The sequence below is a fragment of the Glycomyces sp. NPDC050141 genome, assembly GCF_055586545.1.
Genome location: NZ_JBVJHZ010000005.1, coordinates 35,525 through 53,745, shown reverse-complemented (window position 1 = coordinate 53,745; position 18,221 = coordinate 35,525). Strand labels below are relative to the sequence as shown.

At 67.8% G+C, this 18,221-nt stretch carries 26 protein-coding genes; 2 read left to right on the top strand and 24 right to left on the bottom strand.

Annotated features, from left to right (window positions below; all coding sequences use genetic code 11):
- Positions 1–9 precede the first annotated feature (9 nt).
- Genes ACZ60M_RS04595 through ACZ60M_RS04575 form a run of 5 tightly spaced genes read right to left on the bottom strand, consistent with a single transcriptional unit; the run spans position 10 to position 5,099 of the window.
- On the bottom strand, positions 10–630 hold the full coding sequence (locus tag ACZ60M_RS04595) for a hypothetical protein (protein WP_465414672.1): 621 nt from the start codon (positions 628–630) through the stop codon (positions 10–12).
- 52 nt (positions 631–682) lie between these two features.
- Complete coding sequence (locus tag ACZ60M_RS04590) at positions 683–1,504, bottom strand: VG15 protein (RefSeq protein ID WP_465414670.1); 822 nt, start codon at positions 1,502–1,504, stop codon at positions 683–685.
- Complete coding sequence (locus ACZ60M_RS04585) at positions 1,494–2,942, bottom strand: phage portal protein (protein WP_465414668.1); 1,449 nt, start codon at positions 2,940–2,942, stop codon at positions 1,494–1,496. Before ACZ60M_RS04585 ends, ACZ60M_RS04590 begins: the two co-directional genes overlap by 11 nt.
- An 18-nt stretch (positions 2,943–2,960) precedes the next feature.
- Positions 2,961–4,649, bottom strand: a complete 1,689-nt coding sequence (locus ACZ60M_RS04580) for a terminase large subunit domain-containing protein (RefSeq protein WP_465414667.1) — start codon at positions 4,647–4,649, stop codon at positions 2,961–2,963.
- A gap of 3 nt (positions 4,650–4,652) precedes the next feature.
- Positions 4,653–5,099, bottom strand: a complete 447-nt coding sequence (locus ACZ60M_RS04575; protein ID WP_465414665.1) for a phage terminase small subunit — start codon at positions 5,097–5,099, stop codon at positions 4,653–4,655.
- Positions 5,100–5,289: 190 nt separating this feature from the next.
- Between ACZ60M_RS04575 and ACZ60M_RS04570 the strand changes: the two genes are divergently transcribed.
- Entirely contained in the window at positions 5,290–6,756 is a 1,467-nt protein-coding gene (locus ACZ60M_RS04570; RefSeq protein WP_465414663.1) for a hypothetical protein, read from the top strand.
- 159 nt (positions 6,757–6,915) lie between these two features.
- Complete coding sequence (locus ACZ60M_RS04565) at positions 6,916–7,305, top strand: hypothetical protein (protein ID WP_465414662.1); 390 nt, start codon at positions 6,916–6,918, stop codon at positions 7,303–7,305.
- On the opposite strand, the gene ACZ60M_RS04560 is transcribed toward ACZ60M_RS04565, so the two are convergent.
- From ACZ60M_RS04560 to ACZ60M_RS04470, 19 genes are all read right to left on the bottom strand, one after another.
- A complete protein-coding gene (locus ACZ60M_RS04560) occupies positions 7,292–7,585 on the bottom strand; it encodes an HNH endonuclease (RefSeq protein WP_465414660.1) in 294 nt (97 codons plus the stop codon). The genes ACZ60M_RS04565 and ACZ60M_RS04560 overlap by 14 nt on opposite strands.
- Complete coding sequence (locus tag ACZ60M_RS04555; protein WP_465414659.1) at positions 7,578–8,276, bottom strand: hypothetical protein; 699 nt, start codon at positions 8,274–8,276, stop codon at positions 7,578–7,580. The genes ACZ60M_RS04560 and ACZ60M_RS04555 overlap by 8 nt, the downstream gene beginning before the upstream one ends.
- Positions 8,273–8,935: a polysaccharide pyruvyl transferase family protein gene (locus tag ACZ60M_RS04550; protein WP_465414657.1), complete on the bottom strand. Its 663-nt coding sequence runs from the start codon at positions 8,933–8,935 to the stop codon at positions 8,273–8,275. The genes ACZ60M_RS04555 and ACZ60M_RS04550 overlap by 4 nt, the downstream gene beginning before the upstream one ends.
- Entirely contained in the window at positions 8,932–9,540 is a 609-nt protein-coding gene (locus tag ACZ60M_RS04545; protein ID WP_465414655.1) for a glycosyltransferase, read from the bottom strand. Before ACZ60M_RS04545 ends, ACZ60M_RS04550 begins: the two co-directional genes overlap by 4 nt.
- 34 nt (positions 9,541–9,574) lie before the next feature.
- On the bottom strand, positions 9,575–10,405 hold the full coding sequence (locus ACZ60M_RS04540) for a PALP domain-containing protein (protein ID WP_465414653.1): 831 nt from the start codon (positions 10,403–10,405) through the stop codon (positions 9,575–9,577).
- On the bottom strand, positions 10,395–11,309 hold the full coding sequence (locus ACZ60M_RS04535) for a class I SAM-dependent methyltransferase (RefSeq protein ID WP_465414651.1): 915 nt from the start codon (positions 11,307–11,309) through the stop codon (positions 10,395–10,397). Before ACZ60M_RS04535 ends, ACZ60M_RS04540 begins: the two co-directional genes overlap by 11 nt.
- A 268-nt stretch (positions 11,310–11,577) precedes the next feature.
- Entirely contained in the window at positions 11,578–12,234 is a 657-nt protein-coding gene (locus ACZ60M_RS04530; protein WP_465414649.1) for a DUF7341 domain-containing protein, read from the bottom strand.
- A 115-nt stretch (positions 12,235–12,349) separates the two neighbouring features.
- Complete coding sequence (locus tag ACZ60M_RS04525) at positions 12,350–12,658, bottom strand: hypothetical protein (RefSeq protein ID WP_465414648.1); 309 nt, start codon at positions 12,656–12,658, stop codon at positions 12,350–12,352.
- A gap of 157 nt (positions 12,659–12,815) precedes the next feature.
- A complete protein-coding gene (locus ACZ60M_RS04520) occupies positions 12,816–13,190 on the bottom strand; it encodes a hypothetical protein (RefSeq protein WP_465414646.1) in 375 nt (124 codons plus the stop codon).
- A 53-nt stretch (positions 13,191–13,243) separates the two neighbouring features.
- The gene (locus tag ACZ60M_RS04515; protein ID WP_465414644.1) at positions 13,244–13,537 is read right to left on the bottom strand and encodes a hypothetical protein; all 294 of its coding nucleotides are present in this window, start codon (positions 13,535–13,537) and stop codon (positions 13,244–13,246) included.
- A 61-nt stretch (positions 13,538–13,598) separates the two neighbouring features.
- Positions 13,599–13,886, bottom strand: a complete 288-nt coding sequence (locus tag ACZ60M_RS04510; protein ID WP_465414643.1) for a hypothetical protein — start codon at positions 13,884–13,886, stop codon at positions 13,599–13,601.
- Positions 13,887–14,064: 178 nt separating this feature from the next.
- Positions 14,065–14,544 carry a hypothetical protein gene (locus ACZ60M_RS04505; protein ID WP_465414641.1) on the bottom strand — a complete coding sequence of 160 codons (480 nt, stop codon included), beginning with the start codon at positions 14,542–14,544 and terminating at the stop codon, positions 14,065–14,067.
- 62 nt (positions 14,545–14,606) lie between these two features.
- Complete coding sequence (locus tag ACZ60M_RS04500) at positions 14,607–14,855, bottom strand: hypothetical protein (protein WP_465414639.1); 249 nt, start codon at positions 14,853–14,855, stop codon at positions 14,607–14,609.
- Between the two features lie 106 nt (positions 14,856–14,961).
- Complete coding sequence (locus tag ACZ60M_RS04495; RefSeq protein ID WP_465414637.1) at positions 14,962–15,237, bottom strand: hypothetical protein; 276 nt, start codon at positions 15,235–15,237, stop codon at positions 14,962–14,964.
- Between the two features lie 163 nt (positions 15,238–15,400).
- Positions 15,401–15,661, bottom strand: a complete 261-nt coding sequence (locus tag ACZ60M_RS04490) for a hypothetical protein (protein ID WP_465414635.1) — start codon at positions 15,659–15,661, stop codon at positions 15,401–15,403.
- A 299-nt stretch (positions 15,662–15,960) separates the two neighbouring features.
- The gene (locus ACZ60M_RS04485; RefSeq protein ID WP_465414633.1) at positions 15,961–16,251 is read right to left on the bottom strand and encodes a hypothetical protein; all 291 of its coding nucleotides are present in this window, start codon (positions 16,249–16,251) and stop codon (positions 15,961–15,963) included.
- Between the two features lie 152 nt (positions 16,252–16,403).
- Positions 16,404–16,856: a hypothetical protein gene (locus tag ACZ60M_RS04480; protein ID WP_465414632.1), complete on the bottom strand. Its 453-nt coding sequence runs from the start codon at positions 16,854–16,856 to the stop codon at positions 16,404–16,406.
- A gap of 178 nt (positions 16,857–17,034) precedes the next feature.
- Positions 17,035–17,625, bottom strand: coding sequence for a hypothetical protein (locus ACZ60M_RS04475; protein WP_465414630.1), 591 nt, complete (start codon positions 17,623–17,625; stop codon positions 17,035–17,037).
- A gap of 82 nt (positions 17,626–17,707) precedes the next feature.
- A complete protein-coding gene (locus ACZ60M_RS04470; protein ID WP_465414628.1) occupies positions 17,708–18,046 on the bottom strand; it encodes a hypothetical protein in 339 nt (112 codons plus the stop codon).
- Positions 18,047–18,221 lie beyond the last annotated feature (175 nt).

Sequence of the window (18,221 nt, the reverse complement as noted above, 5' to 3'; positions counted from 1 at the left end):
AGGGTTCTCCTACTGGGTTTTGCCCAGGAGCTGGTCGAGGTGCCCGGCCAGGCGCGCGGACTCGATCTCGGCCGGGGTCTTCCCGGTGAGGTCGGACTTCGTCCACTGCCCCTTGCCGCCCACGTCGGAGCCGCGGTGGCCGCCGCCGAAGTCGGTGCGCCGGGCCTTGTCGGTTTCGGCGCCCTTGAGGCGCTTGGCGAGTCGCTCGGCGCGGTCGGCGATCTCTTCAGGGGTACCGGTGCCGAGGAGGGCGAGGTCGTCCTCGGACAGGCCGTGGGCGAGGGCGGCGCGGTGGCGGGCGAGTTCGGCCTCGGCCTCGGCCGCGGCGGTCTCGGCGGCGTCGCGGGCTTCGGTCAGCTTCTGGGTCTCGGACTTGTTGGCGTCCTCGATCGCGTCGAACTGCTTCGCCTTGGCGGCGTTCGTCTTCGCGTTCGTCTCGTGCTTGCGCGCGAGCTGCTTCCACTTCTCGGCCTCGGCCTGCGCCTGCGCGAGCAGGTCGTCGCCTTCGGCGGTCTCGTCCGTGTCGGTCGAGGCGTCCGTGCCCGTGTCGGGCTCGGTGTCGGCCACGGCGGTACCGGTCTCGGATTCCGGCCCGGCGGTCGGGGCGCTCTGGGTGGTGGGCTTGGACATTGGTGGTGTCTCCCGTGTCGGGGTCGGTCCGTCCCGTGTCGGGGCGGGCAGGTCAGGTGAGGTCCGCGGCGCTGGTGAAGGTGTGGGCGCTCAGGGTCAGGACGGGGCCGAGTTCGCCGTGCTCGCGGACAGCGATCTGCGGCCAGTAGGCAGCGGCGCTCGCGGTGGCGTCGACGGCGTCCGCGCCGAAGCGCTCAGCGATCGAGTCGTGGACGCGGTCGAGGCCATCGGGGTCGATGACCTGGCCCGGATCTCGGCCCGCGTAGATCGGTTGGACGCCGCAGTCGCAGCCGCCGTGGATCGCGGCGAGGTCGGCCTTGCGGTACCGCTGGGTGGCGGCAACGGCGCAGATGCCGCAGTCCTCGCGGCCGGAAAGGACCCGCCGGTAGCCGACGACGCGGTCGTCGCGGCCGAGCACGTCCCGGGCCGTGTGGGTTTTGGCGAGCTGGAGGTCGGTGGCGGCGAGGGTCTTCGCCCGCACCCACCCGGCGTCGACCGCGTCGGCGACGCGATTCCCTTCGGACAGCGCCGTCCACAGGGTGTGGAAAGGCCGCTCGTAGACCTCGGCCGGGTCGACGCCGCGGAGCACAGACCCGGTGACCGTGTCGGGGTCGAGCGGGGCGGGGCGGAACGGGCCGCCGAACAGGTGCGCGGCGTACTGGGCGAGGTAGGCGCCGGTCAGGTTGGCGACCTGCCGCTCCCCGGCCCGGATGATCGGGACCACCGCGCGCACGAAGCGCTCCGCGTCGGCGTCCCTCCAGGAGTCGAGTGCGGCCCAGGCGCGTTCGACGCGGGCGAGGGTCTGGGTGCGGGTGCGCGCGTCGGCGTCGAGGTAGGCGGCGACGATCCGGACGGTGTGGGCATCAACGGCCATCGGCGCCCGCCGGGTTCTGCGGCCCCGGCCCCGGCGCCGGCGCCGGGGCGGGGGCGGGGGCGGGGGCGGGGGCGGGCGGCTGGGCGGTGAGGGTGGTGAGGAGGTCTTCGGCGCGTTCGATGGCCATCCGGTCGATTTCGTCGCCGTCGAACTGCATGATGCGGGCCATCTTCGTCCGCCACGGGATGTCGCTGCCAGCCTTGGAGAGCGCGTCGAGGCGCTCGGTTAGGGACTGGCGCTCGGGCGGGCGCCACTGCACGTCCACCTCGGGAACCTCGTCTAGTCCCTGCTCGATCTGGAGGGACAGTCCCATCGACAGCGACCACGACGGTCCGGCCCGCTCCAACCGGTCCCCGGTCTTGAAGACCAGGCCCTCGCGGGCCGCGGCGGCGCCTTCGGCGGACTGGTTCGTGTTGTCGGGCAGCAACATGCTCATGGGGGTGCGGGTGAGCGCGCCGAGGTCGCGGACATCGTCGCGGGAGGCGGTGAGGATGCCCGACACGTCGGTGACACCCGACTCCCACAGCTCCACGCCCTCCGGCAGGTGCCAAAGCGCGCCGGGGCCCGGGCGAAACAGCTCGGCGTAGTCGATGAGGTTGCCGGCCTCATCGGTCTCGGGCAGGTCCCCTTTGGTCGCCCTTTGCTTATACGCCTGCATCGCGGTGATGACCAAGCGCTGCAACACGCCCCAGTTGATGCGGTCGATGAGGTCGACGTGCGAGCCGAACTCGCTGCGCCCGCTGCGGTTCACGAAGGGCACGAGGGGGACGTGCCGCAGGCCGGTCGACTGGGGGCCGAGCCGGAAGCCTTCGACATCGAGCGCGGGCGTCCACTGCCCGGCGACGGTCTGGATCGGCTGCGCGATGCCGTCGCCGTTGACCGGGGTGGATCGCTCGAACCGCTCGACGTAGGCCAGGCCGTCCTCACCCAGGACATGGACATAGGCGGCATCGAGCCCGGCGACATCGTCGCGGTAGACCTTGAGGCCAGCGCGGACCCGGTCGGGGCGGGCCGGGTCGTGGTCGCACACCACCTGCTCGGGCCGCTCGTACGTGATGTCGGCGCGGCCCGTGTCTCGGGCGTCGCGCTGGACGCACACGTACCCGGCGCCGAGGCCGATCATGTCCCGGTGGACATCGGCCGCCCACGTGCCCAAGCGGTTCCGCTTCCAGACCGATCTGGCGGCGTCGTCGTCCTCGTTCGAGTCACCGACCCGCCAGCCGGAGACGATCATCCGCTCGGCGACGGCCTCCACGACCAGCTCGGCCCAGTTCGAGCGGCTTTTCCGCTGGAATTCCTTATAGGACTCGCGGCAGCCTTCGGCGCCTTCGGGCAAGGGGGCGTCGCCGTCGAGGTAGCGGCGCAGCAGCGCGAGGGCGGGGCGGCGCCGGTCGAGGGTGTGGCCGAGCCGGTCGAGCCACCAGTCGGTCGCGGGCAAGGCGGGGCCTCCGGGGATCTAGCGGGAGCGGCGGACGGAAGAGGTGCGGCGGGTGCCGATGCCGCGGGCGAGCGCGTCGAGGCGGGCCTGCCACGCGAGGATCGCCCCCACGGCGGCGTCGATCTTGTTGGGCGAGTACGGGTGTTCTTTCCCGACCGTCAGCCGCTGGTGGCGGATGCGCCTGCGCGCGTTGAGCACGTGCCGGGTCAGGGCGAAGCTCGCATCATGGGTGAGGTCGCCGTTGCGCACGGCCGCGGCGAACGCCTCCACGGCGCGCTCGACCAGGAGCGCCCGGCCGCCGGTCATCCACCATTCGATGGGGTGGTCGGCGCGGACGCGGACCTTGAGCTTTCTGCCCCACTTGGCTTCCCAGTTGTTGACGTAGGAGCGCCAGTCGCGGGCCGGGTCGGCGTAGAACGCGACGACCCTGTAGCGGCGGAACGCGTCGGACACGGCCGCCTCGATCTCCGGAAGCGGCGGCGTCCACTGCTCCTGGCTGGGGCCGTCCGGGGCCTCCCAGACGCCGAGCGCGACGAGGTGGCCGTCCATCGTGCAGGCCACGAGGGCGGTCGCATCCGGTTTCGCGCGGCGCCCGCCGCGGCGGCCGCGGGAGCCGTCGAACCCGAGCGTGATCGCCTCGCCCGGCAGCAATGTGCGGTCGGGGTCGGCGCGTCCGGCCCACTCGTGGTGGCGCAAATACGCGTCGCCGGCGCTTTCCCTGACGTTGAGGAAGTAGCGGCGGCTGTCGGCGGGGTCGGCACGGATGTCGTAGAACTCGTCCACGAGCGCGTCAAGGTCGTTCCACGCGAGGGCATCCCCGAAGGCTTCGGCGATCCCTTTGCGGAGGGCTTCCTCGTCGGAGAGGTCTTCGCAGTCGCCCCATCGGTGGTCGTACAGCAGCCGCGCGCGCCGGGACCGGCCGGATTGGATCAGTTCGGCCAGCGCGTAGGTCTGCTCGGCGACCGACTCCTCGCCGGCGGCGTACATCGTCGTGGTCTCGATGTACCAGGTCTCGGCGACCTTTTTTCGCTTCCTCAAGTTCCGGGTGACCGTGCGGTACATGCCGCGCAGCTCGGGCTGGTTGTAGAGGTGCGTCTCGTCGAAGACGACGAACGTCTCGCGGCCGCCGTCTTTCGATGCGGAGGAGGCGGTGGAGGGGATGATCTGGCCGCCGCCGGGTAGGTTGACGCGGGTGAGTCCGGCGTCGAGGCTGGGGATGTGGGCGAGGGGGCAGGACTCGTCGGTGAGGTTGAAGTGGACGGAGTCGTAAGTGTTCCCCGCCTGCGACTCTTCGGTCGCCATGATCCGGATGACGGGAACCGAGACGGGGCGGCCCATCGGCTCGCCGGGTTGATAGGTGTACGCGAACCCGAGTCCCCAGGGGTCGGTGTAGACCTCGCCGCCCTCAGCGAAGCCGTCGAACCTGGCCGGGCCGAGGGCCTCGAATAGCGCGAGCCTGGCCGCGAGGCCGGACTTGTCGCAGCCCTTGGGGCGGGAGAGGAACGCCGAGTCGTAGAGGCGGCGCCCGCGCTCATCGAGGCCGTAGGCATCGACGATGAACCCCGTGAACTCGTCGCCGTGGCGGACGGGCTCACCTTGGACGTCGCCGGGGCCGTGGCGGACGAAATGCTCGATCCAAGCGACGGCCAGCCAGCCGAGCGAGCGGGACCGGTCGTGCGCGGGCGCGCGCACTAGAGTGCGCGGCACCGGCTACTCCAGCAGCCGGCGACGGCGCGCGTCGAGATCGGTCACGACCGCGAGCCCCTGGGGCGCAGCGCCTTCGGCTTCACCCGGTATCTGCACGGTCATGCGCAACCGCTGGCGATCCTCCAAGGTGGCGCCGAACTTCGCGGCGCGGAGCCGGATCTCGGCGGCGTCGCCCTTCCCGGTCTCCCAGAGCCGGTGGTGCAGAAGCGCGGTGTCGAGCAGGAACGCCCAGTCCGTGTCGAGGAATGTCTGCGCCATCGGCGACCGACGCCAGTGCTCCCACCACGCGACCGTGACCGGGTGCCAATCCTCCCCTTCGGGCAGCACCTCCTCTGGGAGCGGAGGACCTCGAAGGTCACCTTCTGCCTCTAGGATGATTGGCTCAACAGCGTCGGTGTTCCGACGTCGCCGCTGTGCCAGGTTCTTGGGCTGAGGACCACGACCAGCCAAACTGCATGCCCCCTAGATGGATCCTGAATGGCCTTTCGACAGACCTAGCTCCCTCACACGGCTTTGAGAACGCCGTCACTCACAGGAGTTCCGTACTGATACGGTGAAACCTTCCTAGTGATTGCCTAGGGCTCGCGGCAGCGCGGTTCCACCCTTGCCTGGGCCCGGTTACGAGAGGAATTCGATCAACTTGGAAGACATAGACACCGCTGCCGTTGAAGCGGTTGTGTTCGACACAAACGCTTTTGGAGGAGGGAATCCAGATCTTTCCCAATTGATCAGAATTTCCCAGAACTTGGCGGAAGGGAGCATTGAAACATGGGTGCCCGAGCCTGTTGCATGGGAATGGGCCGAGCACATAAGTCGAGTTTGGGCAACCTTTGCCGGCCAGGGAGCGAATTTCAAGAGACTCGAACGTGCGCACTTGGCGCAAGATGCGAGCTGGTCAATCCCCCCCGGCAACTCTGCTGCCGTGCAAACTTCTTTTCTGGAACATCTTCGATCGATTGACACGATAAAGGTAATCGCGCTGGACTTTGAGTCCGCAGTCGAAGCAATTAAGGACCAAGTGCTACAGCGCGCGCCTGGGAGCACCAAGAGCAATATCAAGACCGGAGCTAGCGATTCGGCTTGGCTTCGAAGCGTGATAAGGCTTGTAAATGATCCTGCTAAATCTCTCGTATTCATTGGTGCCGACAAAGACGTTTATTCCGCATTCGAGGAATGGAAACTTGCCTCACCCACCTGCATGAGCGTTCGCGACATCCCCAAGAAATTCTACAAGTCTAGCGGTGACGCAAGTGATAAGAGGGCGCAAATCCTTGAGTATTTCCGTGGCCTTAATTGGCCCGTCGCCGACTCCCAGTTTATTGGCTATAGAGAAGGCTCAATTGACATCGGAAATATCTCGAACTTGCCAGCAGTCGTAGCACTTGAATGGGATCACCTTGCTGACATCTATGTCTACGGAGCAAGGTTCACCGAATGGACCGCGCTTGCGGCAATGCGAAACGTGAGACTAGCATCGATCCCAAGTCGCGGACGCCCTGGGGACCGTAAGACAAGTAGTCCTAGGCCGCCTCTAGTTATTGCGGACATTTCCTTGCTAGGAAATATCCAGGCAACTGGAGGACTGGCGGATACGGCAGACGATCTTGAATCCATGTCAACGGTTGAGTGGTCCGACTTCTTGGTGGATGCGACATGCGAGTTCTCATTCGCAGATGGAAAAATTTCGGAGTTTCGCGTTGTTGGCGAGAGCCAAGCGTCGCGTCCATTTCGATACTGCGAAGACCCGGATGAGGCGCATGAGCTCTTTACTCACGCGCTCTCGTTCATTCCGGAAATTCGTCAACTAGACGGCTGGGCCGAGACATACAATCTTGATTTCGAGTATCAAGGTTCACAGATGAATATCGCGAGTCACGAATATGGGTATGAATGGCATGTTCGGATCGAGTACCGTGACAATTTTATCGCCTTGACTTGCGGCTACAACGAAGAATCATACGAGATCACAGAGGGATTCAGGACTGAACCTGAATTCTATGTTTCTTGTTCAGATTCAGATATCTCGGCCGTCAGCGGAAGTTCAAACCCGATTTGGGCAACAGCAGCCTGGCTTCTGGGGCAGACTTACTTGCCCCAGATCGATTGAGATGAGACCCCAGACTCGTACGGAGGGCGGACCGCAGCACCTACCCGTCGCGCTGCCAGGCCCCTGGGGGTCCTCCCCCTGGGATCTCCGCAAGAGTTTGACTCGCCGCGCGTGCACGAAATCAGGGCATTAAGCATGGGTTGTGGCACAGTGCTGTTCATGAGCAACGACACCTATGACGGCCTCGCACAGGTAGAGTGCAGGACTTCCACCCGCCGCGCCTTGATCCCCGAGCTCATCGGCGAAACACTCACCCGCGCTGGTGAGCACAAGAGCTTCCACGGTTTCGGCGGCTACCGGGTCACGGTCGGCCCTACGCGATGCGACGCATATCTTGAGTGCTACCAGGTCACCTGCACAGACGAGGAGCAGCGTCTCGAAGGCGCTCTTGATCGGTACGCCGAGGCGCTGATGAACGCGGGCTGGTTCGTTGAGTGGCCTGGAGTAGGGGACCTCGACCTGACTGTGGAAGTCATCGGGGATGCACTACTCGATCGTGGGCCCTCATGGTTGCGCGAGAAGTGGTCAGCGCTGCTTAGTCCTCGCTGAGGCCGGGGTGTGCCTCAGGCTCACGGCCCTGACGGGGCCGATGCTTTTGGTTCCACCGCGTATACCCGCGTCGCACTTCGCTCGCGGTCTTGGCGTCGTGGCAGGGCTCGCAGACGCCTTGGCCGTTCTCGAGGTCGTGTCGGCCGCCTTCGGCAACGGGGGTGCGATGGTCGGCGATAGTCGCCGGGCGCTGGCCGCAGATGCGGCAGATACGGTCGCGTCGTAGGATCGCCGCCCGGACGGCCCGAGGAAAGTGTTCGCGTCGGGGCCAGTCAGCCATCGCGTCGGAGGTGCTCGGCGATGATCGCCTTGATGCCGTCCGCGTTGCCGCGCTTGAGTTTGTAGCGGCCCAGGAGCTGGAGGGACGCGGTCGAGCCCATGCCGCGGGTGGCGCGCTGCTGGGGCGGGTGCCAGAGGTGCCAGAGCGGATCGGTTCCCCGCCATGGCGTTCCGGCGAGCGCGGTCCAGGCGATGCCGGCTGCGGAGTCTTCGCCACCCCACCCCCGGAAACGGGGGTCGAACGGGGCGGCCTCGTAGAGGGCGCGGTCGATGACGAAGAGTCCGCCGCCGACCATCCCGGTGTACGGCCTCTGGGCAAGGGAAGCGGTCGCGATGTCGTCCCAGGCGAGGCGTCCGGCGAGGAGCCGCCGGGTCGGTAGGGGGCCGAGGCGGTGGACTCGGCGGTGCGGGATGGCCCAGCGGGCATCGCCGGACCGCACGGCTTCGACAGCGCGGGCGGTGCCCTCGCACCACACGTCGGCGTCGGCGACGACGAGGACCTCAGCGTCAGTCCGCGCGAGCGCGGCGGCCACGGCTTCGGCCTTCACCCAGGGCTCAGCTTCGTGAAGGCCCTCAAGGACTTCCCAGTCGGGGTGGGCGGCCTGCCAGCGCGGGCGGAGGTGGCGCCAGGCGCGGGAGCGGTGGGAGCCGTCTGGTTTCCACGGGATGAGGACGGCAGTCCGTCGGGTCATATGGGGAGTGCCTCCGCGAGGGCGTGCTGGATCTGGTCGAGCGGGCGGTCGAGGGCGCTGGCGTAATCGACGTACTTGGTGTCACCGCCGCCGATCCTGCTGTGGTGCAGTCGGACGTTGGGGATGCCGTACGACTCGGCGACGATGAGCCCGTGGAGGCTGGATGCGGCGATGACCTCGCATGAGCCGATCTGGGCGATGACTTCGTCGACCGGGTTGCGGACGTCGATGACGAGGTCGGCCTCGGGCCAGGCGCGGGTGTCGACGTAGTGCGGGACGATGCCGAGCCGGTGTTTCGGTTTCGGCTTGGCCCACAGGGCGCTCACGAGGAGTCCGGGGTCGCCGAGCGGCACGTCGGGGCCGAGGCCGAGGTGCGCGGCGGTGGTGCGGCCACGGACGGCCGCGACCCGGCCCGGGGTGACGCCGCGGCGTCCGTTCCGTCCGGGGCTGGTGCGCATGATCCCTGAACCCCAGATGATGGTGTCGGGGTTGGTGACCAGGTGGAGGATGGAGCCGCACGCGACGAGTTCGGCGTCGGCGGGGTCGACGCGGCGGACAGTGTGCCCGAGGCGCTCGATGATGTGCGCGCCGAGTTCGTCGCCGAAGTTGGTGGTGCGGCCGTCGCGGGGCCGCCACCACCACATGTCCACGGTGCTCACTGGTAGAGCCCCTTGGTGGTGCCGTAGTGGTGGATGCCCCAGGTGACCGGGCCGATCTGCTTGCGTCGCATGTTGAACGGCAGCCAGGTGTGGGCGGGGAGGACCGCGACGTAAGCGTGGGTGCGGTGCAGGGTGGTCATCAGCTCACCGCCGGTGGTACGCCACGAGGGATGCAGGTCGGAGACTTCGGCCAGCGCGTCCTGGTAGGCGCCGAGGTAGGGGTGGCCGGGGGTGAATCCCATGACCGCGTTTGTCAGCCTGCTCGGGCGGCCGTCCGGGTGGGGGTCGAGGTTCGGGGAGTGGACGACCCAGCCGTCCATGGCCATGAACGGCGCGGCTGCGGGGTCGGCGGCGAGTTCGGTGTCGGCGTCGATGTAGACCCCGCCGTGGCGGGCGAGGATCTCCACGCGGGCGATGTTCGCCGCGCCGTTCCAGCAGCCCTCGGCGACATAGCAGTCGTAGAGCCAGCGGTGACGCAAGTTGAGGGCGTCGATGGCGGCCTCGTCCCAGAGCCGGTACTCCCACCCCTCCAGGCCCGCCCACGCTTCAGTCCACGCTGGGCGCTTGGCGGGGCCGATCCAGATCTGGTGAATGAGCCGCTCCACGGTGTCGGCGTCCTTTCGATTGCGGTGCAGGAGGTCAGGTGGCGGGGGCGCTCGCGTGAACGGGGCAGGCGTCCCAGCCAGGCGGGCGGTCGCAGTACGGGCAGGGGTCGGCGCTGGCGCGGCGGCCCACAGTCCACAGCAGGTCGCCCTCGCGCAGGTGCGGGAGGCACTTGGCTTCGTAATGGGGATCGAGGACGAGTCCGCCGAGGTCGGCGCGGACCGGCTTCTCGTATGCGGTGTGCGCGCGGGCCAGTGCGGTGCGGTTGCGCCACAATGGGTAACGGGTGTCGAGCAGGCTTGTGGGCTCGGCGCCGACGACGACGCCGACAACCGGGATCGGGTTGTCGGCGTCGTCGAGGCCGCGGCAGATCGCCGCGAGGGTCGAGCCCGAGCCCACGGGAACGATGATCCGCCTGAATTCGCGGTGTTCGAGGTCGTGGGCTTGGGCGGCGACCTGGTCTCGGTAGACGGGCAGGTCCATGCCGAAGGGGATGGCGCACCAGCCGGGGTGGGCGGCGGCATCAGTCCGGAACCGAGCCTTGATGACCGAGAGGCGGCCGGGCCGATGGCGCAGCAGCTCCGCGCCGGCGGCGAGGGCGGTGCGAGTCTCGTCGGTGTCGTTCCCCCAGCCGGTGTGGAGCCGGGCGGGGATGCCGAGGGCGGCGGCGACGAGCGCGGCGCGCTCCAACTGCGGCGAGATGCGGGCCCCGGCCGAGATCAGGCCCGGCGATCCTTCGGCGGCAGCGAACATCGCGCGCGACTTCGCGCCGGAAGCGCCCCCGCAGGTCCAGGCGTCCTCGCGCTTGACCCAGACACCGCCAAGGAACTCGATCGGCGTCACGTCGGGCGTGAAATCACCGTTCATCGGGGTTGCCGATCGCGGCGGTCGCGGCCTTGGGGTCGCCCTTGACGAACGTCAACACCCACTGGTGGTGCCTGCCCGCTTTCCGACTGGCCTTCCACTGCTTGGGGGTGCGCGCCGGGACCGACCCGAGCACGTTCATGAGGATCTGGTCGTTGTAGTAGTCCGCGCCCGCGGCCACGAACGCGGCAACGGTGAGTTCGGGAAGCGCTCGAAGGCGTCCGGCCGAGTCGCGCAGGTCGCCGACGACGAAGGTCGCGAACCGGTTGGGCCGCAGGCGCTCGACCGCCAGCGCGATGGTCTCGCGGTAGGCGGCGACGAAGTCGCCCCAGGACATGTTCGAGATGTCTTTCGGGTCGTCGGTGTACTTCTCGAGATTGAAGTACGGGGGGCAGGTGAAGACGTAGTCGTATTCGGCCTCGGGGAGTTCGGCGAGGGTCTCGGCGGCGTCCCCGCAGTACCACTCCGGCTGTGCGGCAAGGAGTCCGGCGGTCGACCAGTCGGCCGTGGCGGTGAGGTCGGCTTCGATCTGGGACTCGGAGAGGTCGATGCCGGTGTAGCGGTAGCCGAGGTTTCCGGCGACGAGACCGCGCGGGGGCCCGCCCGCGTACGGGTCGAGGACGCGGCCGCCTTCGGGGCAGTACCAGGTGTAGGCGAGTTCGGCGAGGACCGGGTCGAACGTGGACAGCGTGCCCAAGCCTGGTTTGTTGAACACCTCGCGCGCCCAGAGGGACCGGGGGTCGAAGGTCTCGACTTCCTCGCGGCCAGCGCGCCCGGCGTCGCGGGTCAGGCCGAGGTCGTCCCAGTAGCGGCGCCTTTCCTGCCAGGGGCCGCGGTCGGTGCGCAGGATCGAGTAGGGGTAGATGCCGTGCAGGTCGATCTTGTGTTTGCGGGGCTCGGTGGGCATAGGGGTTCCCTCGGCGTCGGGGTCAGGACTTGGCCGGGGGAGGCAGGGGTGCTCGACCGCCGGCGCGGTGGGTTCGCGCGCGGGCCCTCCCCCGATGGCGTCGGCGCGGCGCACCGGCGGTCGAGCGGTCTTTGGGGGGAGGGAAGCAGAACGCTCGCCGACCGGGATGTGGGCACACGGGTGGCGAGCCAGAAGAACATATCCATACACGTGTACTAAATGCCAGTGCGAGTGACGCATTCCACGTTTCGGGTTGCGGCCCTTGGGGTCAGGCGGCGGCCAGCGCGGGAGTGGCGGCGGCCTCGGGTTCCTCGTGTTCGGGTTCGGTGGTGGGCAGGCCCCGCATCCACCCGCAGTTGGTGCATGAGAGCCACAGGAGGGGCCGCGCTTTGTCGCGGGCGGCGGTGATGGCGGGGACGCGCACGCGCTGGCCGTCGCGGTCGTACTCGGTGACGGCCTGGGTCTTGCAGTGCGGGCACTCGGCACCCCAGATGCGGCGGCGGCGCAGGAGCGGCGGGGCGAGCAGTTCGGTGACACGCGCGGCCCACCGCTCGGCATCGGCTGCGAGACGCTGGAGGCGGCGGGCGTCCCCTCGGGCGGTGAGGGCCGCGGCGGTGCGGCGCAGGAGCCGGGCCGGCAGGGGCCGCGGGTCGTTCTCGTGGTGGACGGGGCCGGGGTCGATGTCGCAGGAGGCGGCCCAGTCGAGGGCGGCCTCGGCGATTTCCTGCCACAGGTCGAGGGCGCCGACGTCGAGCGGGGGTGTGGAGGAGGGGACGCGGCGGACGCCTTCGGTGCGCTCGCCGGAGTTGGCGACGGCGCCGCGGAGCTGGGCGAGGAGGGGCGGGATGGTGACGGTCCTGCCGCCTGCGGTTTCGCGGGTCGGCTCGGTGAGGGCGTCGAGGGCCGCGGTCTGGTTGGCGCTCATGGCACTCCAGGTGACTATTCGGTTGTGGAGATTCCAGAGTGTAGGCGGCGGGGGCGGTTTCGGCCAGCGAGGTGCGCCCGACCCCGCGTGGCGGGGCCGGGCTCGTGGGTTGGCACTAGGCGCCGATCACCTCCCCGTGCTCGTAGGCGTCGGCGAGTGCGGCATCGATGCTGCCTTGTTTGATGCGCGCCACGCGAAGCAGTCGCTGGATGCGGTCATGTTCCAGGCCCGATGCGCTGGCCTGTTGGTCGGTGATGTCGTCAGGGCCGAAGTGGCCGAACTGCAGCGCACCCTCGAAGTTCAATACTGCGACAACGAGGTGGTCTTCGCCTGCTCGTACGACGACGCCGGGGAGATTGAGCACCTCATCGGGCTGGGGTACCAGGGTCACGGTGATTCGGGACCCTGCGGTGTGCTCGGTCATTGCGGGTTCGCTCCTTCGTTTTAGTCCTCTTTGGCTGGTCGACCATAGGGCCGTCGTATATACGAATGCGAGGGTCAGGCGGCCAGGGTTCCAGTTACGCGACACACTCCGGCCCCGCCGCCAATTCAGCGCGGCGGGGCCGGGCGAAGGGTTCGCCTTAGCGTTCCGGGGAGGCTTCGGCGATGGCCTCGCGCAGGACTGCCCGGAATTCGGCGCTCAACTCAGAACCGGGAATGACCGGGCCGGGGAACTGGCGGCGTCGCAGGCGCTTCCGGACGGCCTCGTGGACATCGTCGAGCCAGATCGAGGTGCCGTGCAGTTCCAGGAGGCGCGCGTCGCCGGCGGGGTTGGCGAAGAGGTGCCCGGCGGGGCGGGTCGGGAGGTCCCAGATTTCGACGGCGTAGCGGATGTGGCGGACTTCGTAGCCGCATTCGGTGAGGACGGCCTCGATGCGGGCGTCGTCTTCCTCGTAAAAGGCGGTGACGATGGTGGCCGGTGCGTTGCCGGGTTCGCGGGTGGGGGTGGTGGTCATGGGGTCGCCTTTCGGTTGGTGCGGCCGGGGCTCGGTGTCCCGGCCGCGGGTGGCTAGTACGGGTAGTCGTAGAGGTCTTGGGGGTCGGCGGGTTCAGTGCGGTAGCAGTCGACGGTGTCGGCGTAGTCGCGTGCGTCGCGCGCGGTCGCTTCGAGGCGTTCCAGGAGGGCCTCGGTCTCGTGGTTGCGGCCCAGGAGGTCGGGTGCGGCGGCGGCGAGGTGCTCCAAGATTCCGGCGAGCAGGTTGGCGCGCTGGTCGTGGTCTCGAGGCTGGACGGCGTACACGTTGGCGCGCAGGGACTGTCGGGTGTCGTAGACGGCGGCGGTCACGTCGCTGAGGTCGATCATGGTGGCGTCCTTAGTTCGATCGTGGAGGGTGGCCGGGCCCGTGCGGGCCCGGCCGGGTGGGCTACTTCTGGGCTTTGGCGATGGCGTAGGCGAACCGTTCGACGTCGTAGGCGGCGCTGTTGAGGCGGCCCCGCGCCTCCTGCCACCGGTAGGCGACAAGGCTGTCCTCGGGGTGGCCCGCGTTTTCCCCGAACGCCTCGCTCATCCGGTTGCTCACGAAGTCGAGGAGGCGGAAGTACTGCATGGCCTCGGCCGCGAGGTCGCGCTCGGCTTCGGGCCCGGTTTCGGCCGCCTCGGCGGCGATGGCGGTGGCGCCGACCAGGTTTTCCAGGGCGTTGCTGTAGTTCATGATCTTCCTTCTCTCACAATGGTTTTCGTTGTCGCTTACCTGGTCGACCATAGGTGTTCGTATATACGAAAACGAGTTTGTAAGGCGCAGAAGGCGAGTTGTCTCCACCACTCCCTAAGAGACGTTCAGTTGGCCGCGCGCGGGCGCGCTGGCGGGTGGGGCCAGCGCGCCCGTGCGGTCATGGCCGCGATGCGCGCCATTCCTTCTCGGGGAGGCCGACCGGCTTCCCCTCCCGAATCACGATCACCGACTCGGTGGTGTCGTAGACACCGGAGCCGAGGTAGGTGTTGGCCTCGTAGCCAAGGACGTTGTCGAAGAGGCGGAGCAAGCCGTCCGGGGCGGTGCGGAAGTCGTCCATGATCTGGGCGATTTCGGCGATGACGACATCGATGGGCCGGTCCTCCTCGGTGAACTCGATCTGGCGGTCGACGTCGATGGAGGTGGCGGCGCGGGTGGTGGTGCCGTCCTCGGCAGCGTAGTCGCAGACGAAGACGCCCATGACCGCGTCGCGCCTTCTGGCGAGGTAGCCGGGTGCGCCTCGGGGGTCGTTGTTTTCGACCCGGAGGTAGGTCCCCTCTTCGATGAGGGGCGCGATTTCGGATTCGGAGATCGGGGGCGTCACGTGGAGGGCGTCGTAGATGTACACGCTGTCGGACATGCTTCTCCTTCAATGCTTCGGGGTGGTGGGGCGGGCCCTGGGGCCCGCCCCGTGGGGTGCGGTTAGGGCAGGCGCGGGGTGAGGCAGGGGCAGTAGTGGGTGAAGACCTCCTCGGCCTCCCACTCGCCGCGTTCGGCTTCGCCCAGGTGGTAGAGGAAGTCGGCGAGTTCGGCCTCTTCGACCGCGACCGGCTCGCCGAGGTAGGGCCACGCGGCGTGCGCGCACGCGGGGTCGTGGGCTTCGACCGCGAGACTCGGGGCGGCGGTGTCGCGCTTGCGGATCGGGAGGATGCGGGCTCGGATGGTGATCATGGTGTGTTGCTCCTGGTAATCTCGTTGTGGTTGAACGGCTTCGCCCCAGGGCGGGGCTGATGTGGCGGGCGGCCCCGGTGCTAGCGGGGCCGCCCGTTTCGTGTCGCTAGGCGTCCTCGGTGAACGTCCAGCCCGGCGCGAAGGCGATGTGGTGGTAGCCGTATTTGGTGATGCGGAGGCTCTTGACGAGGTCCTCGGTCTCGTCGGCGCTGGTGAAGCGGCCGAGGTGGTAGGCGAAGCGGAGCAGGTCGGTCAGGCCGCCGGAGAAGGCCAGGCAGGTGCGGTCGTGCGTGACCGGCACCAGATACTCCTCGTGGTAGGTGATCGCCACTCCGGAGCCTTCCTCTGCGTCTTCGAGAATCTCGCGGTTGATCGTCGGCATTCGTGTTCCTTTCGTTTATCGGGTGGCTCGACCATAGCCAGGTCGTATATACGAATACGAGCCCTGAAAGGCGAGATTCCGAGTGATCCGTCCCGCTCGGAATCAGGGCATGAAAGAGGGGAGGCGATACGCTTCGCCTCCCCTCTTTCACCATTGCGTGCGCTTAGTTGGCGGCTACTTCAAAGGTCATTTGCGCAATGGCGAGGTGGGCGATGATGCGGTCGCCCGCCGCGCTGCCGTCGACGTCGGTGAGGTGTTCTTGGTAGTCACGGGCGCGGTCGCGGACGGCGTCGAGGATCTCGCTCAGGGCGTACAGGGCGTCGCCGGGGGCGCAGGCGCTCGGGTCGGTCACGCGTTCGATGGCGGCGCGAACCAGCTTGATGGCGTCTTCGTGATTGACGGAGTGAAAGCTATTGTCGGTCATTTCTTGCCTTTCCCTTTGGTCGTTCGGGTGAGTCGACCATAAGGAGTTCGTATATACGAATGCGAGCCCAGAAGCGCGAATTGCCGAGGTAATTCGAGTGATCCGAGCCGCTGGGCGCACATACGGCGGAGGGGAGGCGATTCGGGATCGTCTCCCCTCCCTTGTATTCGGTTGCGTCCGCGCCGGGCGCTCCGTCAAGGTTGTGAGCCTTGATGGCGGTCGTTGAACGGCTTCGCCCCGTGCGGCACTGGCGTGGCGGGCGGCCCCGGTGCTAGCGGGCCCCCCGCGCTCATATGCGGTTAGGCGTCGGCTTCCGGCGCGGCCTCGGTGAGCTGCCATCCGGGGAAGTACGCGACGTGGCCCATGCCGAGCTGGTCGATCCGGACGACCTCGGCGAGCGCCTCCCATTCGCGGCGGTACAGGTGGGCCCCGAGGTAGAGGCTGAACGCGATGAGCGCGCTGACCGGCCCGTAGACCGCGAGGCACTGCTCGCCGAACATGGCCCGCCCGGAGTACCCGCGGTGGAGCTTGACGTCCCCGCCGTATTCGGCGAGGGCTTCCTCGAAGAGGTCGCGCATGATGTACTGCATTGACATTCCTTTCTTTCTTGGATGGCTCGACCATAGCCAGTTCGTATATACGAGAACGAGCCCTGAAAGGAGCGAATCCGAGTGATCCGAGCCGCTCGGGAAATGGTCATAGAAAAGGGGAGGCACGTGGCCTCCCCTTGACGAGGTATGAGCTATGCGGATTCGGCGTAGGCGATGAATCGCATGGCGGCGTGCTCAAGCATTTCCCCGACCGCGCGGCGCTCGTCAACCGTCCACATGTCGGTGAATCCGTCAAGGCGCTGGCGGAGGCCCGTGCCGATGGCCTCGGTGATCTCGTACATTTCGTAGAACACGAACTCGGTGATGTAGACGCGGCTGGTGGCGGCCTCGATGGCGGCGATGCGGGGGTCGAGGGCCCCGCTCGGGAGCGCCTTGCCGCCGCCCCCGAGGTGGCGCAGGTCGTGTGAAGCCTGGTCGAGGAGGCCGTGGATCGCCGTGGACTCCTCGGGCGTGGCGACCCGGTCGAGGTGGGTGCCGACCCGGGCGCTGATGGTTTCGATGATGACGGCGGCCGAGAGAAACACGTCGCGCGGGTCATCGATCATCGGGTTCGTAATGGTGTCGACAATTTCGAAGGTGGTCATGTGGAACATGTTTTTGCCTTTCGTTTTGGGTGGGTCGACCATAGGAGGCTCGTATATACGAATGCCAGCGCAGAACCGGCGAATAGTACGCCGAATCGAGTGATAATCGCCGCTCGTCCGGGCAGCGCGAATAGGGGAGGCGGAAACCTCCCCTATTCGCTATCGGCTGGTTACTTCACTATTCGGCGTCGGCCCTTTCGCCCGGTTCCTTGATGGCGAATCGTTCGAGCCACTCGGCGCTGACGGCGTCCTTCGCCTGCTTCCATGCGTCCCAGGCCGTCCAGTCGCCTTCGATCCACAGCGGGGTCGGCGTCCCGTTGCGGAGGTTGTAGGCGTGGGGCGCGGGGGTGGGGAGCGCCGGGTGGGTGTGCGGGTAGCGCCGGACCCAGTTGCTGATGGTGGTCTGCCGGACGCCGAAGCGCCGGGCCACCTCGGAGGTGCCGATGAAGCGCGGCTGCGCGTCCCCGTCGCGCTGGGCCCGCGCCGGGATCGGGTGTCCCGCAGCGTGCTCGGCGGCGTTGTTCAGCGCGATCTCGGTGTCGAACAGGTGGCCCGATACCCAGACGTAGCCCGCGTCCCCGCGTGCACCGACGAGGGCGGCGCTGTAGGGGCGCAGGGCAACCCGGGCGGTGGCGAGGATCTGGCTGATCGCCCACATCGCCTGGGCCGGGCTCGCCTTGCCGGGATCGGTCAGGCGGGCGATGGCGTCTTCGGCGATGCGGAGGTCGTGCTCCTGGGCCTCGGTGAGGTCCCCGGATGGTGCGGTCATGAGTTGATGCCCTTCGGCGTGGGCGATCCCAGCAAGGGCCCGTGGGCGGGGCCCCGGTGGTTAGCCGGGGCCCCGCATGGGGTCACTCCTTAAACGTTGTCGCCCCCGTGTGGATGTCGAATCCGACCGGGGTCGGGCAGGGGCGGTCGGTGTTGCCGGTCAGGCATCCGCCGAGGTGAACGCCGACGAACACGTCGCCCGGGTGGGCGGTCGTCTCGTTGGCGAAGGCCGCTCGGCAGATGAGGTCGGCTCGGACGTCGCTCAGGGCGGCCGCCTTGCCGGAGAACTTGAGGCCCTCCAGGTCGGCGAAGCGGTGGCACTTCGTGTCGTGGGTTTCGAGGAGGAGCTGGTTGCGGCTCCCCGTCCAGACCTTCGTGGCCCGCCACCCGTAGTGGATCTCATCCGCGTGGTGCTTACCCATTGAGTGGGCTCCTTGCTATGATCGCGTTGATGATGAATGGGCGGCGGTCCCCCGGTGGTTCCGGGTGGGCCGCCGCTTTGCGTCATAGCGGCGCGTTACACACTGTTGAATTGGTTTAACAACATGTCTCGCGGTGTCCCGCTTTGACTGCTCGACCATAGGCGTTTCGTATATA

Excerpts from the sequence above, each read along its gene's own strand:
- ACZ60M_RS04595 (WP_465414672.1), bottom strand. The coding sequence starts at position 630 with ATGTCCAAGCCCACCACCCAGAGCGCCCCGACCGCCGGGCCGGAATCC.
- ACZ60M_RS04590 (WP_465414670.1), bottom strand. The coding sequence starts at position 1,504 with ATGGCCGTTGATGCCCACACCGTCCGGATCGTCGCCGCCTACCTCGAC.
- ACZ60M_RS04565 (WP_465414662.1), top strand. The coding sequence starts at position 6,916 with ATGAGCAACGACACCTATGACGGCCTCGCACAGGTAGAGTGCAGGACT.
- ACZ60M_RS04560 (WP_465414660.1), bottom strand. The coding sequence starts at position 7,585 with ATGGCTGACTGGCCCCGACGCGAACACTTTCCTCGGGCCGTCCGGGCG.
- ACZ60M_RS04555 (WP_465414659.1), bottom strand. The coding sequence starts at position 8,276 with ATGACCCGACGGACTGCCGTCCTCATCCCGTGGAAACCAGACGGCTCC.
- ACZ60M_RS04540 (WP_465414653.1), bottom strand. The coding sequence starts at position 10,405 with ATGAACGGTGATTTCACGCCCGACGTGACGCCGATCGAGTTCCTTGGC.
- ACZ60M_RS04535 (WP_465414651.1), bottom strand. The coding sequence starts at position 11,309 with ATGCCCACCGAGCCCCGCAAACACAAGATCGACCTGCACGGCATCTAC.
- ACZ60M_RS04530 (WP_465414649.1), bottom strand. The coding sequence starts at position 12,234 with ATGAGCGCCAACCAGACCGCGGCCCTCGACGCCCTCACCGAGCCGACC.
- ACZ60M_RS04525 (WP_465414648.1), bottom strand. The coding sequence starts at position 12,658 with ATGACCGAGCACACCGCAGGGTCCCGAATCACCGTGACCCTGGTACCC.
- ACZ60M_RS04520 (WP_465414646.1), bottom strand. The coding sequence starts at position 13,190 with ATGACCACCACCCCCACCCGCGAACCCGGCAACGCACCGGCCACCATC.
- ACZ60M_RS04515 (WP_465414644.1), bottom strand. The coding sequence starts at position 13,537 with ATGATCGACCTCAGCGACGTGACCGCCGCCGTCTACGACACCCGACAG.
- ACZ60M_RS04510 (WP_465414643.1), bottom strand. The coding sequence starts at position 13,886 with ATGAACTACAGCAACGCCCTGGAAAACCTGGTCGGCGCCACCGCCATC.
- ACZ60M_RS04505 (WP_465414641.1), bottom strand. The coding sequence starts at position 14,544 with ATGTCCGACAGCGTGTACATCTACGACGCCCTCCACGTGACGCCCCCG.
- ACZ60M_RS04500 (WP_465414639.1), bottom strand. The coding sequence starts at position 14,855 with ATGATCACCATCCGAGCCCGCATCCTCCCGATCCGCAAGCGCGACACC.
- ACZ60M_RS04495 (WP_465414637.1), bottom strand. The coding sequence starts at position 15,237 with ATGCCGACGATCAACCGCGAGATTCTCGAAGACGCAGAGGAAGGCTCC.
- ACZ60M_RS04490 (WP_465414635.1), bottom strand. The coding sequence starts at position 15,661 with ATGACCGACAATAGCTTTCACTCCGTCAATCACGAAGACGCCATCAAG.
- ACZ60M_RS04485 (WP_465414633.1), bottom strand. The coding sequence starts at position 16,251 with ATGCAGTACATCATGCGCGACCTCTTCGAGGAAGCCCTCGCCGAATAC.
- ACZ60M_RS04480 (WP_465414632.1), bottom strand. The coding sequence starts at position 16,856 with ATGACCACCTTCGAAATTGTCGACACCATTACGAACCCGATGATCGAT.
- ACZ60M_RS04475 (WP_465414630.1), bottom strand. The coding sequence starts at position 17,625 with ATGACCGCACCATCCGGGGACCTCACCGAGGCCCAGGAGCACGACCTC.
- ACZ60M_RS04470 (WP_465414628.1), bottom strand. The coding sequence starts at position 18,046 with ATGGGTAAGCACCACGCGGATGAGATCCACTACGGGTGGCGGGCCACG.